This window comes from Pseudoalteromonas fuliginea (assembly GCF_000690055.1).
Classification (GTDB): Bacteria; Pseudomonadota; Gammaproteobacteria; order Enterobacterales; family Alteromonadaceae; genus Pseudoalteromonas; species Pseudoalteromonas fuliginea.
On the sequence record NZ_JJNZ01000075.1, the window covers coordinates 1 to 17,853 of the forward strand.

Consider the following 17,853-nt stretch of genomic DNA (forward strand, 5'->3'; position numbering starts at 1 on the left):
CATAATGATATTTAAAATTATTTTCTCTAGCTAGAGATTGTCAGTGAAAACAAGGCGAATTTACGCGTCAATAGCGGGCCTATTGCAAGTAAATTCAACACAGTTAGCGCTGAAAATAGCTGCTTGAGATAGATTTATTATCTAGAGTTCAGGTTAATCAAACATTAAAGGCCGCCATACATAGGCCGCATTACTTTTTATAAAGGAACAACGTTATGACTCGCTTTTCTGAACTTATGTCAGGACAAACACTGCTACCTATAATTCAAGCTGATACGCCAGAGCAAGGTGTTCAAATAGCAAAAGCCATGGCTAACGCGGGCCTTACTCTAGTTGAAGTAGTACTAAGAACAGAGGCATCAATAGAGGCATTAAAAGCTATTAAAGCACAAGTGCCTGAACTAAAAGTAGGTGCGGGTACAGTCATAAATACTGATATTTTAGAGCAAGCACTTGAAGCGGGTTCTGACTTTATTGTAACGCCAGCGGTGTCTCCTGCATTACTTACAGCGCTTGCTAAATGTAATGTACCGGTACTTCCTGGTGTATCAAACACCGGTGATATTTTAATGGCGCTTGAATATGGCTTTGAAGAGCAAAAATTATTCCCGGCTTCGCTTGCCGGTGGAGCACCTTTTGTATCAGCTGTGTCGTCAGTATTTAGAGCAGTCAGCTTTTGTCCTACAGGTGGTGTTAGCGAAAGTAACAAAATGGACTATCTTTCTTTAAATAATGTATTCGCCGTTGGCGGTACTTGGATAGCGAAAAAAGAATGGGTTGAACAAGAAAATTGGCAAGCAATTACCGATTCTTGTATCCAAGCTTTAAAGTAGAAAGGATCTGATAAATGAATTATTTAGCCCCAACAATACTGCCAGGCGTAATCGTTGGCGACGAAGTAAGTGCTGTGTATGAACACGCGCGTACTAACCAATATGCGTTACCAGCGGTAAATGTTGTTAGTACAACATCTATAAATGCGACGCTAGAAGCTGCTAAAAAGAAAAACTCGCCCGTTATTATTCAGCTTTCTAATGGTGGAGCTCAATTTTTTTGTGGTAAAAGCTTATCCTTACCAGAGCAACAATCAGCAGTGCTTGGGGCGGTAAGTGCTGCAAGATATGTACATTCAGTGGCAGCACATTATGAAGTGGCAGTGATGCTTCATACTGATCATGCAGCTAAAAAGCTACTACCTTGGATTGATGGTTTGCTTGATGAAGGTGAGAGACACTTTGAACTGACTGGCAAACCACTGTTTAGCTCGCATATGATTGATCTGTCAGAAGAGCCTTTAGAAGAAAATATCGAAATTTGCGAACGTTACTTAATGCGTATGGCAAAAATAGGTATGACGCTAGAGATTGAGCTTGGCTGCACGGGCGGCGAAGAAGACGGTGTTGATAACTCACACTTAGATAGTTCTGCTTTATATACTCAACCTGAAGATGTTGCATTTGCTTACGAGCGTTTAAGTCGTATTAGCCCTAACTTTATAATTGCGGCATCTTTTGGCAATGTTCATGGTGTATATAAACCGGGTAACGTTGTTCTTACGCCAACTATTTTAAAAGATTCACAAGCTTACGTATCAGAAAAATTTAATCTACCAAGTAACTCAATTAACTTTGTTTTTCATGGTGGTAGTGGTTCTGAGTACAGTAAAATTGCAGAGTCTTTAACGTATGGCGTAGTGAAGATGAATATTGATACCGATACGCAGTGGGCGTGTTGGACAGGTATTTTAGATTACTACAAAGACAAGCAAGCATACCTACAAGGGCAAATTGGTAACCCTGACGGGGATGATAAGCCAAACAAGAAATACTATGACCCTCGTGTATGGTTGCGTCATTCAGAGCAAAGTATGGTTGCAAGGCTAGAGCAATGCTTTGACGATCTAAATTGTGTAAACAGGTATAGTGCATGAAAAGATTAAATACAGTATTGAAAGAAGACGGTGTAGATACCGATCTTATTTTACTTATTCGCACAATTTTAGCGACCAGTAAAGAAATTGCTTTTCGAGTAAGCCAAGGTGAATTAGCCGGTGTTTTAGGTTCAACATTGAATGAAAACGTTCAAGGTGAAGTTCAAAAAAAGCTTGATGTAATCGCAAATCAACTACTTAAAGACATCCTACTTGACGATAGCAGCGTACGAGCAGTTGCATCAGAGGAAGAAGATCATGCGGTAGGTGGCCACCCTGAAGGTAAGTTTATTGTTGCTTTTGACCCGCTAGATGGCTCTTCTAATATTGATGTTAATGGGCAAATAGGCACTATATTTACTATTTACTTAGCCCGTGATGATGTTCCTTTTGACAGCGACGAGCAATTTAGTCAGCCCGGTGTAAATCAAGTATGTGCAGGCTATGTGTTATACGGCCCTTCATCATTACTTGTAATGAGTACTGGCGGTCCTACGCGTTGTTATACGTTAGACTCAACACATGGCGGTTACTTACTGACAAATAAGCAGTTAAGTGTGCCAGAGCAAAGTCGTGAATTTGCCGTTAATATGGCTAACTACCGTTATTGGGACGAACCAACACAAGTGTATTTTGATAAATTGCTATACACCTGTGAAAACTTCGAAAAAAGCTCAATCCGTTGGAATGCAGCGATGGTCGGCGACGTTCATCGTATTTTATGCCGAGGCGGTTTATTTTTGTATCCACAAGATAAACGTATCGGTAACGATAACGGAAAAATAAGACTGCTTTATGAAGCAAATCCGTTAGCACTTTTAGTTGAAAACGCAGGTGGCAAAGCAACCTCTAGAGGAGCGCGAATTTTAGATATTGCGCCAACTAGTTTGCATCAACGTGTGCCTGTTGCTTTAGGCTCGAATGAACCTGTGGAATTTTATAATAGCGCTATGTTATAAAACAGCACTCAACAAAAAAGGGGCAAGAAAATTGCCCTTTTTTTACCCTTATTTTTCATTTTCTTTGTAAATAATCCTTTCTATGCAAATTCACTGCATTTCTTAATTTTTTATAGTCTTCAAGTAAGAATACTTCACATATTAAATAAATCTTATTTACTTAATCCCGAGTAAAACCAATTTTTTACTCTAGGGTTATGTATTTTCCTAGTAATTATGCACGATTGAATTCAATTTTTGACTAGAAATAACAGCGTAGGGTTAACTGTATGTTCATTTATTGTTATTTAATTCGGTGGGTATAGTGGAAAAAGTTATTTTATTATGGTTATATTACCAAGTTGGTTAACAATTCATTTGCAATTTAGTGGATTTGGTAATAAGCGCACGATTTATTTGGTAACACACACAATAGATAGCCAAATATTAAAACTATAAATTTGGAGAATAGAGCCACCATGAAATTAAAACACTTTGCACTATGCGCTATTGCGATAGCAATAGTTGGTTGTGACACAGATTCAAACAATAATGACAACAACTTGGGCTCTATTGCTCTAACCGGAACAGTAACAAGTGGGCAAACATTAACAACGGCCGTTAGTGACCCAGATGGGATATCGGGTGAAATTACATATTTTTGGTATGCAGATGGGCAAGCTATTGAAGGGGCTAAAAGTTCATCATTTACATTAACGGATGACCAAATCGGCTTATCTATTACTGCACAAGCACTTTATACCGATGATGATGGCATTAATGAATCACATATCACAGAACCAACCGCAGATGTTGCCGCAATTGCATTCCCTGCAAGCTTAACCATTACGGGTGACGCGCTAGTTGGTTCGCAACTAACTGCCAATGTAGCTGACGAAAATGGTTTTGATGGCGATACAGTAACTTATAAATGGTTTGCGGATGATGTAGAAATTGCAGATGAAGTACTTTCAACGCTCACGTTGACAGACGCACAATTTGGTACGGTTATTACTGTTAGTGCATCTTTTGAAGATGATCGTGGGTTTGCTGAATCTGTTACTTCAGCCAGTACAGAGGTTGTAGCACGAACAAACTCAGAGGGTGAAGTGATAATTAGCGGCACGCCAACTGTTGGAAACACATTAACAGCAGAAATTAATGATACCGATGGAGCATCAGGAGATATTACTTATCAATGGCTTGCTGACGCACAAGAGATAGATGGCGCAATAGAGAGCACCTTTACAGTTGATGCATCACTTTTAGGTCAAAAAATAAGTGTGCAAGTTGCTTATACAGATGATAATGGATTTATCGAGGATAATACATCAGAGGAAACAATTGCTGTTTCTGCTGTTGCGGTTGACGAAGCCGGTAGCGTAGCCATTATGGGAGTAGTGCCTTATTTAACAAGTGGTGAGTTAACCGCTGAGATAAATGATAACAACGGTGTTGAAGAGGCTAACGTTACTTATACTTGGTCTGCTGATGGCGTTGAAATAGCTGGCAGCAATAGTAAAACATTTACACCTTCTGCTTACGCAGGCTCAATAATGTCAGTTACAGCTACGTATACAGACAACGATGGCTTTGCAAGTAGCGCTACAAACTCACTTGACACAGTGGTTTACACACAATTAGTTACTAGCCCTGAAGCACTCCTTGGTGCTATAAGTGGCGGTTTAGCTGATGGCGATGTTATTGGCTTAAACACCGGTGTTTATGCTGATATGGACGCAATTTTATTAACCAGTGCAGTAACGCTGCGCGCTGTAGAAGGGCAGAATCCGGTACTTAGCGGGGAAGTATGTGTACATGTTGCCAACGGCGTTGACGGCGCTGCATTAACAGGGCTTACCTTTAAAAACATAGACACTAAAGCGGGTGCATTTTGTGAAACCGAAGAAGAAACTGTAATTTACTCAGAGGGCGATAACTTTATATTTTCACAAAATACGATGGATGGAGAAGACACTTCACTTAATAACGCTAAATACAATTGGATAGTGTTAAAAGGTAAAGGCGCACTAGTGGAACGAAACACGTTTACTAACCGAAATACGGTAGAAGAAGGCTCTGTGATTAAAATGTCATCTTCAAGCTCTGATCACACTATTCAGTATAATTTATTCAGTGATAGTAATAATCCAAACTTTGCTGAATCAAGCTTACACCTAATTAATGCTGGTAATACAACGGGCGCTGACGCGGCAGAAAACGCTAATTTTACCATTCAATACAACAGGATAGAAAACTTTGTAACAGGACGTCGTTTAATCAAAGTGCAAACATCTGGTGCAACTATCAAAGGTAATACAATTGTAAATCCTAATGGCGGTATTTCATTAGAAGATGGAGGATTTAACAGTGTCACAGATAATGTGATTATTCGTACTACGGATATTGCTAGCTCAGATGATAGACCGAGCGGTGTGTTAATTACACCACTTGGACATACCGTTAGTAATAACTATATTGCAGGTATTCGCTCTGATAATAAAGAAGCGGGTGGCATAGTGTTTACAGCTAATCCCTTTTCGCAAGACGATGGCGGCGTACCAAAGTCAGGAAATCAAGCAGTGCTAAATGCTGCTGGTGACTTTACACTTAACGTTAAGAACAATACGGTATTAAACTCTCAACAACCCATAGTGTTCAGTACTGAGATCGGCTCTAAAGCACCAGCAAGTGATTGTGATGAGTTAACCGCAGTGAATGCGCCAGTGCTATATGGTCTAACCAAAAATGCGTTTGTTATCAACTTTGATGGAAATTTAATTGCAAACGGTTTAGGTGATCAATCTAGTAGCGATACAATTGCCAGTAGTGCATTAACACAAGGTTTATTTTACCCATATACACTTAGTAGTGACCATGCTTTTGAATATGACTGCGACTTAATTAATCATACTTCATCGGTATTAAGTAACAACTTTGGTTATACGGATAGTCGAGTATCAGGTGATGCAAGCGGCGACTGGGTTGAAATCAGAAAACTAAACGGTAATGGTGCATTTGATACTGATGGAGCTATCGACCAAGACCCAGCAACTAATAATAAAGAAGTGCTAGAATATGTTACAGCAACAAGTACGCTAATAGAAACATCGCCAACTGGTGCGCAGGTTTTGGCTGGTGCTAGGGGCCTTCATTATATTCAAACTTCAGAAGTGGGTGTTGGATCTACTTGGAAAATACAAAACGATTAATTTGTAGTAAAACGTTTAATCGGTGTTTTGATTAAAAACTTACTAATTTTTTAGCCCCAATTTTGGGGCTTTTTATTTCCTCCCAAATACCCCCCTCAAACCTGTGCAGCAGGTAAATTGACTCCCAATAGATAGACACGCCCTGACGCATATTGCGTTTATAAGCAAATATTTTATTCGTAATACTTGTACCAACAACCTATTTTACCCCTTGGTAATGCCTATAAAATAGAATTGGTCTTAACACTGGTAATATTTAAGTGTTAAATTGGTTGATCAAGTGACTTCAGTTGAGTATATTAAATACAGGATTCACATTCTATCTACACAAGCATAACAAGCGACACATAACTAAAACACACTACAACAACCAACGGAGAATTTTAATGTCGTTGAAGTCAGAAAATAATAATTCGATAGCGGGACCATTTGTACTAAGTCCAATAGCAAAATGGGTAAGAACAGCGGTAATTGCTGGTATGGCTGGTTCTTGTGCACTTACTGCGCAAGCTCAGGAAGCTGAAAAAAAGGTTACTGAAGTTGAACCTGATGTTGAAATCATTAGCGTTACAGGTACACGTAAAACAATACAAGATCAGATTGCTATTAAACGTGAGTCTACCACTGTAGTTGATGGCCTTTCATCAGAAGACATTGGTGATTTACCTGCACTGTCTATCGGTGAAGCGCTGGAATCAATTACAGGTGCTGCATCTCACCGTGAAAATGGTGGCGCAACAGAGATTACTATTCGTGGTCTTGGACCATTTTTAAGTGCCACTCATATCAATGGCCGTGAAGCAACCAATGGTGGTGGTGACCGCTCAGTTAACTTTTCACAGTTTCCATCAGAGCTCGTAAAAAAAGTAGCTATCTATAAGACGCAAGATGCATCAATGATTGAAGGTGGTGTTGCAGGTGTTATTGCTCTTGAAACCGTAACCCCTCTTGATTTTGGTAAGCAACGCGTATCAGGGGAAGTTAAATTAAACTATAACCCTGATGAAAGTAATGTAGAAAACTCATTACAAAGCGATTTAGGTTATCGTGGTACGTTTAGTTATGTGGACCAGTTTGAATTTGATAACGGCCAAGCCGTTGGTGTGTCTTTTGGTGTACAACGCCAAGATATTAGCCAACCAGAAGCTGAATATAGAAGCTCAAGCCCGTCAGGCTCTTCATTATGGGCGTGTTTAAATGATCCTAATAATACCAATGAAGGTTTTTATCGTAGCAGCGCTGGTGACTGTGAAGATCAGGTCGGTGGCGAAAAATTAAAAAACCAAGGCTATGATACAGATATTGATTCTGAAACCGGTAAAGCAAAAAGTGATGGTACGCCTTATGCGTGGACTGGCAGTAGTCGCAGTTTTCGTCAAAATGAAACATCGGATGAGCGTGACGCAGTATTTTTTGCATTGCAATACCAGCCTTCAGATGCGTGGGATATTAATTTTGATACGCAGATTTCAGATAGAACACAAAAAGAAGCGCGCCACGATTTAATTTTTTTACAAAAACGCGCAACACCAGGTATTACTGGCCCCACACTTGTTACTAACGATGTAGGTGGTATTTTACATTGGGAAGGCGAAGAGCGAATTGAATCAGCGGGTGAGCAATTTGAACGTGAAGAAAATTACCAAGGGTATGGTTTAAACATTGAGCACAATGTAACTGACCGATTAACGGTTAATCTTGATTTAGCGTATTCAAAAACAGATCGTGAAGAACTACAAATTTCGAACCGCGGTAGAACATCGGATCGTAATTTTTTCTCTTGGGATTTGGGCGATGAAATTCCTCATTTCACATTAACGGATTTTGATGTTACAGATATTTCTAATTTTACTGACAGCTTAAGAACACGTTTAGACCGTGAAAATGTTCGTGAAAATGTAATAAAATCGGCGCGTTTAGACTTTGATTATGAATTAGATAGTGGCATATTCACTAAAATTGAAGGTGGAATTAGAACATCTGAGCTTTCTTTCATACAATTCGGTGGCAGCCAAGGTAATGGTTCAAGAAACGAATACACTGTAGGTGACGATACGGCACTTGAAATTCTGCAAGGCTGTCAAATAGACTTCCCTGAATCAGACTTTTTATCAAGCGTGTCTGATGGCAACATTGTAACCAATGTTGATAGTGATGGTAACGTTATTGGTTCAGGTACAGGTGCTTCGTGGGCAACCTACGACAACGTCTGTTTTTCGCAAGCAGTTGCAGCAACTGATGCCGATTACAACGGTGTGTTCGCCTATCCTGACGTTGAATACCAAAATACTGGTACTGTCGATGTAACGGAAAAAACCACTTCAGCGTATTTAATGGCTAGTTACGATACAGAGATGTTTGGTAAATTTATACGTGGTAACTTTGGTCTTCGTGTAGTAGATACTGAAGTAACATCTGTTGGCTTCAGAACAGATTATTCTGTTGGTACGGATGCAGACACTGGATTTCTTGAATTGGTATCAGATTCTACAACACTTGATAAAATTCAAAGCGGCTCTAGTTATACCAAATATTTGCCTAGCTTTAACTTAGTTGTAGATTATAGCGAAGATATATTATTGCGTGCGGGTATTTACCGTGGTATGTCTCGCGCAGACCCGTCAGATTTGAGCTTTAACCGTGAATTTTCAACGAACAGTAACGATGATGGTGCAGCCACTTCACTTTCTGATTTAGTCGTAGGTGTAAACGGTTCTGGTAACCCTGCCACTCAGCCATTAATGTCATGGAACTATGATGCGGCGGTGGAATGGTATCCGAATGAAGATTCGATTGTAGCGTTTAGTCTATATTACAAACAGTTCCAAGGCGGTTTTGAAAAACAAACTATTTTAGAAGAGTTTATAATAGATGGCGAAAGTATATCTCTGCCTATTACTAACTCTGTTACATCAGACGATGACAGCGAAATAGTCGGTCTTGAAGCTTCGTTTTCTTACCGCTGGGATAATGGCTTAGGTGTAAAGTTTGGTTATAACTTCGCTGACACTGATTTTGAATTTGAAGATAGCTTATACGGTGATACATTCACTACTGACCTTGATGGTAATACAACACAATTAACGGAAGGTATTGTTGAGCCAGGTTCAGTTCCTGGTTTTTCTAAGCATGTATTTAGTAGTCAACTTTACTACCAAATTGGCGACTTCGATACTGCGGTTATTTACAAATACCGTAGTGAGTATTTCCAACCTTATACAAGTAATGGTACCCGTTTACGCTATGTTGACGCTGTAGGTGTGTGGGAAATGCGTGCATCGTATAAAATCAATGAGCACTTTAGAATCAAAGCTGAGGCAATTAACTTATTTAGTGCACCTAAATCACAAGACTTCTTTGTTGAAGATAATTTAGGTGAAGTGAATGATTATGGCCCACGTTTATTCTTAGGCATGAGCTTTAAACTTTAAACTATAAAGTTAGAAATAGAAAAGGCGGTTTACCGCCTTTTTTCTATTTTTATCATTCTAAAGCTAAGTGAGTTTGTGTATTAACTAAGCTGAACTCTGGTTAAGAGATTTATTATACTAATCTGCTTATATATGGGTCTATTTAACGTTAAAAAATTACGCTGAACTAAGCAAATTTTTTGTATCTTGTTCTAAATGAAAAACTTTTAACGACGTTATAGCGCAATTTAATTCGTTAACTTGCTCAAATATTTATGCAAGTTGGTATTATTCAGAGTTCAGGTTATTTAGTTAAGTGAGAAATTGAATAAAGCCCACGAGTTTCATCTGTTTTTCGTCTTACTTCTTCCAATGCTTTAGCTTCACTTGCTTCAAATAATGCATTGATCAATCTATTAAAGTGATTATGCATCGCCTTTCTTGCGGCGGATGGGTTTCGATCAGCTATTGCATCATAGATAGTGGTGTGCTCAGCCAAACGCTGATTTATATTTTGCGAACAAACACCTTGGTGAGCTAATAATATTTGTGGTTCTGAGCGTCGTAACTTCCAAAAGTTATTAATGGTGAGTGCTAGCGCTTTATTACGAGTTGCTTGTGCGATAATTTCATGGAAAAGTTGATCTGCTTCATCAGCTTTGTCAGAAAATTCCATGTCTATTAGTGTTTGCTTAAGTGCTTGTAGCTCACTATCTAAAATTTTAGAGGCTGCTAGAGCTGCAGCTTCCGATTCGACTAATGCGCGTGCCTGAGTTAGTTCAAATGCACTTATTGGGGGAGTTAAAGACGCTGTTTTTTTGCTACTAGTAACAAATACACCCGATCCAGTTTTTACTTCAACGCGCTTTCTAACTTCCAGCGCAATAATAGCTTCACGAATAGTAGGGCGACTAACATCGTAAACTTCTGCCATTTCACGCTCTGCAGGCAAACGGCCACCTATTGGATAAATACCTTGATCAATTAAGGCTTCTAGTTTTTCTACAACCATCCAGAAACGTCTGCGCTTTTTAACATTTTGCATTACTTAATCTCTCAAAGTGGGGAGGTTTTGTTAACTTTAAACTCAAATTTTATGCTGCTTACAACGTAAAGAAACACAGTTAAAGCTTGGCATAATTAATTTTTATTATAAATACGAAATTTTAGTAGTCAAAATAATAAGTATTAGTCTAACTGTAAGCCAAGGAATTATGTTATTTTTCTTTTAAAACAGAGCATAAGCTAATTTACGATTTTTTGTTATTGATAAAACTTTATTTTATGGCGTTTTGTCTTTAAATTCACATAAATCGTATAATTCGACAACAATCTTGCTTACAGGCAAGAGGGTGTATGGTAAGTACAATACTCATCAGTGTTGTATATAAGCTGGTTAATACTACACAGGCTACTTTGTAAACTTTAACAGCATTTTTACTCAAGGCGAAGTTAGCACGATAAAATGCGAAAATATGCATGTTTCAGTGATTACAGGCCAGTACATAGTCTCAAAATAGCAGTGGATAAACTCATTAACCCGACAATTAAAACGACTAAAAAGAGTCATGAGTTGTCGGTAGTATCTAAACTTACTAGTTAACCTAAAGTCTAGACAATAAATCTCTTAACCAGAGTTCAGGCTAGTTAGACTGAAATTTCCGTCACAACTTCAGTTTTTACAGAATTAGCTATAAAACATTGTTCATGGGATTGATGATGCATTTTCTCAAGTTGCTTCATTGTTGGTTTCTTATCGCCTGAAAACTGAACATGTGGTTTAAGTGTGACTTTAGTCATTGAAATTTTACCATCACTATCTTTTTCCATAATACCAACAGCCTCGTCTACATATGAGTCAACTACATACTTGTTTTTGGCGGCAATAGATAAAAAGAATAACATGTGGCAACTAGAAAGAGATGCAACAAAAGCCTCTTCGGGATCGACATTTTTTTCAATTGAATAAGGTAATGGAACAACATAAGGGGAAGATGAAGCTAGTACGGTTTGACCGCCATCGAAAATCCATTTATGCCCACGGCTATATTTATTATCAATATAACCTTCATTATTTTCTCTTACCCAATTAATTTTGGCAAAATATTCTGACATATACACTCCATGTTGATGGACGTAGCCTAAGGGATAACTTAAATAGCCTCAACGTCTTGTGAATAAAAATTGTAAACATATTTATATAGAACTGAACTCTGAACGGAGTAAGCCGAAGCACTTGAGGTCATGAAATTTACTTTTCCAAAACCCACACTCACGTCGAAGTCCTTCTTCTTTAAATCCAAGCCGCAACAATAATGATTCAGATGCGATATTTTCAGGTATCGTATCAGCCTGAATTCGGTTTAACTTCCCACAAGCTAATATTCCAGAAAAACCAGCATCAACAATTGCGCGGACTGCTTCCACAGTATAGCCACATCGCCAAAATTGAGGGTGTAGCTCGTAACCAATTACAGCATTACGCATTTTACTGTTCCACGAATTAAACCCGCAAGTGCCTATCAATTGTCCTGTTGGTTTTAATCGGATGGCCCATCTGATGCCTTGCTGTTCGTGGTATCTTTTATTAAAAAGGTTAATCAAATTAGCAGCTTGATTGTGTTCACGAAAAACATCTAAATCATAGTATTCGATTACAGATGGGTTAGAAAATAAATTGAACAACTCAGCTTCATCTTCAACACGAAGCTCTGTGAGTAATAGCCGATCAGTTTCAAGTGATGGAAATACCATCTAAATTCCTTTTATAATAAATTAATTGCACATGTATCTGTTGATCCTGCGCTCATGCTTTTAGTTTTCTTTAGTGTCAATGTCAGGCCAATTTTTGGCTGTGTTCACTCGCTGCGAGCTATAACAAGTTTGTGGTTTATACCTACGCATAACCAACCCTGTATGGCTCAGATATTGATCATCCCCAATACGAACCCAGCCAGACTCCCATCTATACATTGAACCGTATACCAAAAGGCATCGATTATGTCGTTAATGACGGTTATAAACGCGAAGTCATAAACATTAATGATATTAAAGAGGAACAACTGTTAATTACGCGCTTGCATTAAATTTTCGGTGTAATCTGGAATTATCACTCATACAATAACGCTTCATACAGCAGCAATGTCTTGCGACATTACTGCCCAGCGATAACGATAGTACTAAACGAATACCGTTACTTCTTAACCTTTCCCTTAAGTACATAAATTTCACCATCAAAACTGCCTTGAATTGTCAGCCCTTGGCTTGCCAATTCCTGCAAATATTCAATGTGATCTTCAGTAATATGCTGGCCCGGCACTAAAAGCGGAATACCTGGCGGATATGGGGTAACTAAACCAGCGCAAATGCGGTTGTTACTTTTGCTAATAGGCACCGATTCGCGCTCGCCATAAAAAGCATCGCTTGGAATACACGCGAGATCGATGGCGGGTAAATTTTCTGGTAAGCGGGCTCTGCGCGTCGATTTCGACAGCTTCACTTTGCCCCCATCTAGCTTTTTCAATGCATTGTACAAACGAATTATTTTCGAACGTGTGCCGCCAAGCGTGAGTAAAACCAAGATAGTGCTGTGCGTGTATTTTTCTATTTCTAGACCAATTTCGTCCAGTAAATATTTATGAATATCTTTTAATGAATAAGGTAGCTCACTAATATCAATGAGTATTTTTAACGGATCGTGACCCATGTTATCACCGCTAAAGTGCGGAAATATATCCATAAAGTCTTGCTTACCTAGCACTTTAATGTGCTTGAGCGACGCCATCTGTTGTTTAAATTCGTCAACATGATTTAGCAGCGCATTGAGCAGCTTATAGCCTTCCATTTCCAATTGCTTTTGGCATACATCAAGAGACGCAATAAGCTGATATTTGGGCGATGTGCTGGCGTAGATACTGTAAATATCTCGAAAAAAATCAGCATCAAAATCGGGGTCGTTAATATGAATATAAGAGGCCTGAGAAAACGCCGACACTACTTTATGTGCAGAGTGGGTAATGTAGTCGGCCCCAGCATGTATAGCAGAATAATAACGAAAGCTAGGATGAAACAAAGAGTATGCAAACCACGCCTCGTCAATAAACACCTTAATACCATATTGATGAGCGTAATCTACGACTTGCTTCAGGTCGCTAAGCAGGCCATCGTAAGTACAACCTGTAAGCACCAGTAATTTAGCATCAGTATTGTTTTCAATTGCTAACTTTATGTCGGCCAACGACGGTGGCGCGAAAATGCCATATTTTGGATTTAAAATACTCGCCAAATAAATGGGGTAACTGGCAGATTGCAAAATGCCATAGTGGACTGATTTATGACAATTACGGTCAACAATTACTTTATCTCCCTTACGCAGGAGTGTTTGTAAAATAATTTTATTTGAGGTAGACGAACCGTTTGTAACAAAGTAGGTGTGCTTAACTTCAAATGTTGCCGCTGCTGATTCTTGAGCGCGACCAATAGTATTCGTGCTGTCTGACAATGAGCCTAGCGAATCTACCGACACCGACAGATCGCCAACAAATACATTGCGGCCATAAAACTGATAAAAATCTTTAATATAAGGAGAGTTTCTAAAGCTAGAACCCCCGCTATGACCCGGTGTGTGCCATGAATCGTTCGACTCGCCCACATAACGACGATACGCCGTCCAAAATGGCGTTTCCGAACGGTCGTCAAAATCGTTGATCATATAACCTAAAATTGCTTCAGGGTCAGAAATTACTTCATCTTTAAAGAAAAACGATTCAATTTCTTCTGACTCGTTAACGATTTCCAGCCCTTTAGTGTCGTCGCCAACAACATAAACCGGCAGCTCAAGACGAATAGCCTTTAACTCTTCAATAAAGCGGCTATACATACGCTCACCCACTTTATTGTGCATATCCCAGCTTAGTACTACGGCTTGAATATCACCATCTTCCGCTACATGTTCCAACGCGCGTTTAAGCTCAAGGCATTCAATAATATCGATATGAATATCATCACGCTCAAAATTAGGAATAGTCTTTGACAGATTCGTTGAAAGCCCTTGTAAAGTGGTTGGGTCTTGCTCAATTATCAAGATACGAAGTAGAGGTAGCATAGAGGTTTTCGCAATAAGATTTATAATGCTCAATAGCATAACCAAAGGAGTGAGACTTGTGAAATTAATACTTTGATAATGCCTTGTTATAATTTTTTTAATTCAGTAACAATATACTGTAAATCTGTATCAGTAGCCTCTTCGACAAGTCAATTACCCAACTCAGGGTTTAAGTTAAATCCAGTCGAGACATGTCTAGATTTGGTATTACTGTTGACCAATATACAGCCACTGCCTTGTCAGCAGTAACACCAGAATAATCTTTATTAAGGTAAAATTTAAAGAAAACTAGCAAATCAATGAATAGCACATCAAAAATACAGTTATGAGCAATTGCCTTGGTATATTGTGCTTTCGGTTTTAGTATTTTTCTCGCAAATTTAAAATCAGAACGAGGGCTCTCATATTTACCATGAAATTATAGCGCCGCCATAAACGCCGTTATGCGTCCGATTTAATTGCCTTGTTATATTTTTTATACCATAATCCAATATATATTGGTATTAACTAAACAAAGGTTTAACTATGGCTAAAAATACAAGTGTTACTTTAGGTGATCATTTTGATCAATTTATAAGCCAGCAGCTTCATTCAGGTCGTTACGGTTCAGCAAGCGAAGTGCTTAGAGCAGGTTTGCGAGCATTAGAAGATGAAGAAACTAAACTACTTAATTTGCGTAATATGCTAGTTCAAGGTGAACAAAGTGGCACCGTTGAATATAGCTATGATTCTTTAATTGCCGAGCTTGATAAAGAAAATAATTGATGAATAAATTCGCATTATCAGCTAAAGCAAAATCGGATTTAATAAAAATTGCAAAATACACCCAACTCACATGGGGTCAAGCACAACGAAATAGTTATTTAAAAATACTCGATAACTCATTTCAATTATTAGCAAATGATCCCAAAATAGGAATTAACTGCGATTGTATTAGAGAAGGTTATAGTAAATACCCTCTTGCTAACCATGTGATTTATTACAAAGGGCATAAAGAAAATCAGATACTTATTGTCCGCATCTTACACAAAAGTATGGATGTGAACCGCGCTCTATGAGAAAAACATAACGAGTCTGTAGATTAACTCGTTTTTTATTTGTTTTTATTGATAAATAAACCATAGCTGAGTTCCTATTTTGGTTCTATCGATTACTGTGTTTTTCATTGAATATAAAAAGCTGGTTTAGTGTTGTTTCAATTGGCGTTTTGGAAGAGATTACCGGTGTTTGAGTGGCTTTTATTTAGAGTAAAAAGGCTTCCCCTTCTCAGTGCATTGTGTTTTGCAGCTTTTCTATATTCTGAACAAGACAATACAGTTGCTGCAGCGTCAAGTAAGGCATTCACTTTCATTTGACCTCGTAAGGTCAGTTTAGTACCCCTTTATTCCCGTAATATACCGCTTTTTATTTAAAGGAAAGCCGGTTCAATACAGCCGAGTCGTTTGCCATTCTTTAATAAACAGCTATCGTCGTCCGATTGGGCTGTCTGTTTTTACTTTCATTTTGTCAACATAGCACAGCTTTTTGTGTGATTCATTATTTATAACAATGCACACTTCATGCTGTTTTTGTTGGCTTTTTTCGCAATAATTAGGATGGGTGTCATCCTAATTACTTGGATCTCTCAAGTTCTCAAACCATCTCTTTATACATGCCACGGCTTTGAAACTCCGCTGACTCGCCACAACCTTACTAACACGGCTGTTTTGCATGGACTTCGGTGGCGTTGCAAACCTCGTCAGTCAGATCTAATATTTATCGGAGCGATATCAGCACTTCAGGATCACGATAACCCCTATGGCCTACATAATTCTCTGTGTACGCTTCGCCAATCTTGTTCGTGTGATGCTATCCTCATAACTGAAAAGCAATTGCTAATCCCACACTCCGCCAAAGACGCAACACTCGATACAGGAGGTTAGTTAGTCCTTGCCCGACAGGGACTTGCACCCTGCAAGATGGATCAAGCTTAGCTTGACGCACCAACGCCTGCCTCATGGGCAAAACGAGTTAGACCTTTTTTTGCCGTTTTTGCTCTTTGAGCAAAAAACGGGCTGGCTTGATTTGTCCCTTGCAGGCACTTGTTAAATTGCTAACCCGCTATAGCAGCAAGTAAAAAAGAACCAACAGATGCAATACTACCAGCGTGGGGTAACGCAGAAATCAAAGTCTTAATCACGACTCTACTTGGTTTTTCAGAGGTTAGTTGACCTTCAATAGCATCGACCACATCAAGAGCATCTGATTTTTCATTTGCGTCTTGAATCAAGCGATTAACCTCACTTCTTAATAGTTCAATATGCTCAGAAATTTCAGAACCAGAGTTTACGACGTTAGTCGAATTATCAATTGAATCATTGTTTACACGAGCATTGTCACCGTGAAAGTTATAAGTAATATTTTTAACTTCAGACTCAGCTTCTGGAATACCTAATTTTTTATATGAAATTTTGTAACCAGAAGATATACCGCTTATACCTTGATAAAATCCAGGATCTATAATTTTAAATGTTTCTTCAAGACCACTTGGTAACTTACGAACCAATAGATCTCCCGATTCAATCTGTACATCATAGCGTTCAGTAACTATGACATTAGGAGTTACGGCTGCCTTTATTCCTTCTACAGTTTCACCATTTTGTTTTCGTAAAAACAATTGATCATTCATCATGCTTGAAAATGACATGCGGAACCTCCTTGCAATTTAACACTTTAGTATTTATGCGACACGCTGTTTGTGTTGCATAATCGCTTGTTGGACTGAGCCGCTACCTGCTCGGTGTGTCAGAGTTGGTGTTGTTTATGCTATGGGAATTTGCTTTTTGGAGGCTCTCACTTTCCTAGCTGATTTAATCAGCTTAGCTAGTGTTATGTAAGCTTTCCCTGCATTGCTCAGCGCTTATTATGTATTCATTACACCTAAATTTGCCTTAATAAGCAATTATATTTTTTACACGTACAGAGGCCGCTAGCCTGAGCAGTTAAGCAGGTTAACTAATTGATTTTAAGCAGCTAACTAGCTGCTAACTCGTTCGCTCTACTTTGGTCGTTGTTTCATATAACTTGAATACGCCAATTAATCGCAAGATACCTGCCTTACAATGCTGGCAAGGCCAATGCGGTATCAGTGTTACGTTTTCTGTCTTTAGCTTCTCCACTTTACCTATGTGTGATTCTTGTGACCTTATTAATGCTAACTTTCGCTTGCGACACGCATTAGCTAAAAAGCCATAGTGACGAATGCGCATAAACCCTTTGG

The 17,853-nt window shown here is 38.7% G+C and carries 12 protein-coding genes and 2 pseudogenes; 7 read left to right on the top strand and 7 right to left on the bottom strand.

Annotated elements, in window-relative coordinates; genetic code table 11:
* Window positions 1–215 precede the first annotated feature (215 nt).
* From eda to DC53_RS02515, 5 genes are all read left to right on the top strand, one after another.
* Window positions 216–833 (top strand): bifunctional 4-hydroxy-2-oxoglutarate aldolase/2-dehydro-3-deoxy-phosphogluconate aldolase, encoded by a 618-nt coding sequence (eda, locus tag DC53_RS02535; protein ID WP_007378590.1) that lies wholly within the window; start codon window positions 216–218, stop codon window positions 831–833.
* A gap of 14 nt (window positions 834–847) precedes the next feature.
* The gene (gene fbaA / locus DC53_RS02530) at window positions 848–1,930 is read left to right on the top strand and encodes a class II fructose-bisphosphate aldolase (RefSeq protein ID WP_033031712.1); all 1,083 of its coding nucleotides are present in this window, start codon (window positions 848–850) and stop codon (window positions 1,928–1,930) included.
* Window positions 1,927–2,889: a class 1 fructose-bisphosphatase gene (locus tag DC53_RS02525; RefSeq protein ID WP_033031714.1), complete on the top strand. Its 963-nt coding sequence runs from the start codon at window positions 1,927–1,929 to the stop codon at window positions 2,887–2,889. The genes fbaA and DC53_RS02525 overlap by 4 nt, the downstream gene beginning before the upstream one ends.
* Before the next feature lie 458 nt (window positions 2,890–3,347).
* On the top strand, window positions 3,348–6,080 hold the full coding sequence (locus DC53_RS02520; RefSeq protein WP_033031716.1) for a poly(beta-D-mannuronate) lyase: 2,733 nt from the start codon (window positions 3,348–3,350) through the stop codon (window positions 6,078–6,080).
* Window positions 6,081–6,466: 386 nt separating this feature from the next.
* Window positions 6,467–9,511 carry a TonB-dependent receptor gene (locus DC53_RS02515; RefSeq protein ID WP_033031718.1) on the top strand — a complete coding sequence of 1,015 codons (3,045 nt, stop codon included), beginning with the start codon at window positions 6,467–6,469 and terminating at the stop codon, window positions 9,509–9,511.
* A gap of 283 nt (window positions 9,512–9,794) precedes the next feature.
* Here the strand turns inward: DC53_RS02515 and DC53_RS02510 are convergent, their stop codons facing one another.
* The 4 genes from DC53_RS02510 to DC53_RS02495 all read right to left on the bottom strand — a co-directional run bounded on the left by DC53_RS02510 (window position 9,795) and on the right by DC53_RS02495 (window position 14,594).
* The gene (locus DC53_RS02510) at window positions 9,795–10,535 is read right to left on the bottom strand and encodes a FadR/GntR family transcriptional regulator (RefSeq protein WP_033031720.1); all 741 of its coding nucleotides are present in this window, start codon (window positions 10,533–10,535) and stop codon (window positions 9,795–9,797) included.
* Window positions 10,536–11,137: 602 nt separating this feature from the next.
* Window positions 11,138–11,605 (bottom strand): OsmC family protein, encoded by a 468-nt coding sequence (locus DC53_RS02505; RefSeq protein ID WP_033031722.1) that lies wholly within the window; start codon window positions 11,603–11,605, stop codon window positions 11,138–11,140.
* 81 nt (window positions 11,606–11,686) lie between these two features.
* On the bottom strand, window positions 11,687–12,244 hold the full coding sequence (locus DC53_RS02500; protein WP_033031725.1) for a GNAT family N-acetyltransferase: 558 nt from the start codon (window positions 12,242–12,244) through the stop codon (window positions 11,687–11,689).
* Window positions 12,245–12,683: 439 nt separating this feature from the next.
* On the bottom strand, window positions 12,684–14,594 hold the full coding sequence (locus tag DC53_RS02495; protein WP_033016109.1) for an aminotransferase class V-fold PLP-dependent enzyme: 1,911 nt from the start codon (window positions 14,592–14,594) through the stop codon (window positions 12,684–12,686).
* Between the two features lie 525 nt (window positions 14,595–15,119).
* Here DC53_RS02495 and DC53_RS02490 point away from each other — a divergent pair.
* Together DC53_RS02490 and DC53_RS02485 are read left to right on the top strand one after the other, a co-directional pair.
* Window positions 15,120–15,359: a type II toxin-antitoxin system ParD family antitoxin gene (locus DC53_RS02490; protein WP_007378950.1), complete on the top strand. Its 240-nt coding sequence runs from the start codon at window positions 15,120–15,122 to the stop codon at window positions 15,357–15,359.
* On the top strand, window positions 15,359–15,652 hold the full coding sequence (locus DC53_RS02485; protein ID WP_033031727.1) for a type II toxin-antitoxin system RelE/ParE family toxin: 294 nt from the start codon (window positions 15,359–15,361) through the stop codon (window positions 15,650–15,652). Before DC53_RS02490 ends, DC53_RS02485 begins: the two co-directional genes overlap by 1 nt.
* A gap of 208 nt (window positions 15,653–15,860) precedes the next feature.
* Here DC53_RS02485 and DC53_RS22980 read toward each other — a convergent pair.
* The 3 genes and pseudogenes from DC53_RS22980 to DC53_RS21810 all read right to left on the bottom strand — a co-directional run.
* A pseudogene (locus DC53_RS22980) lies at window positions 15,861–16,138 on the bottom strand (hypothetical protein); the annotation flags it as partial.
* Window positions 16,139–16,686: 548 nt separating this feature from the next.
* Complete coding sequence (locus DC53_RS02480) at window positions 16,687–17,280, bottom strand: hypothetical protein (RefSeq protein ID WP_033031729.1); 594 nt, start codon at window positions 17,278–17,280, stop codon at window positions 16,687–16,689.
* Window positions 17,281–17,617: 337 nt separating this feature from the next.
* A pseudogene (locus DC53_RS21810) lies at window positions 17,618–17,853 on the bottom strand (IS91 family transposase); the annotation flags it as partial.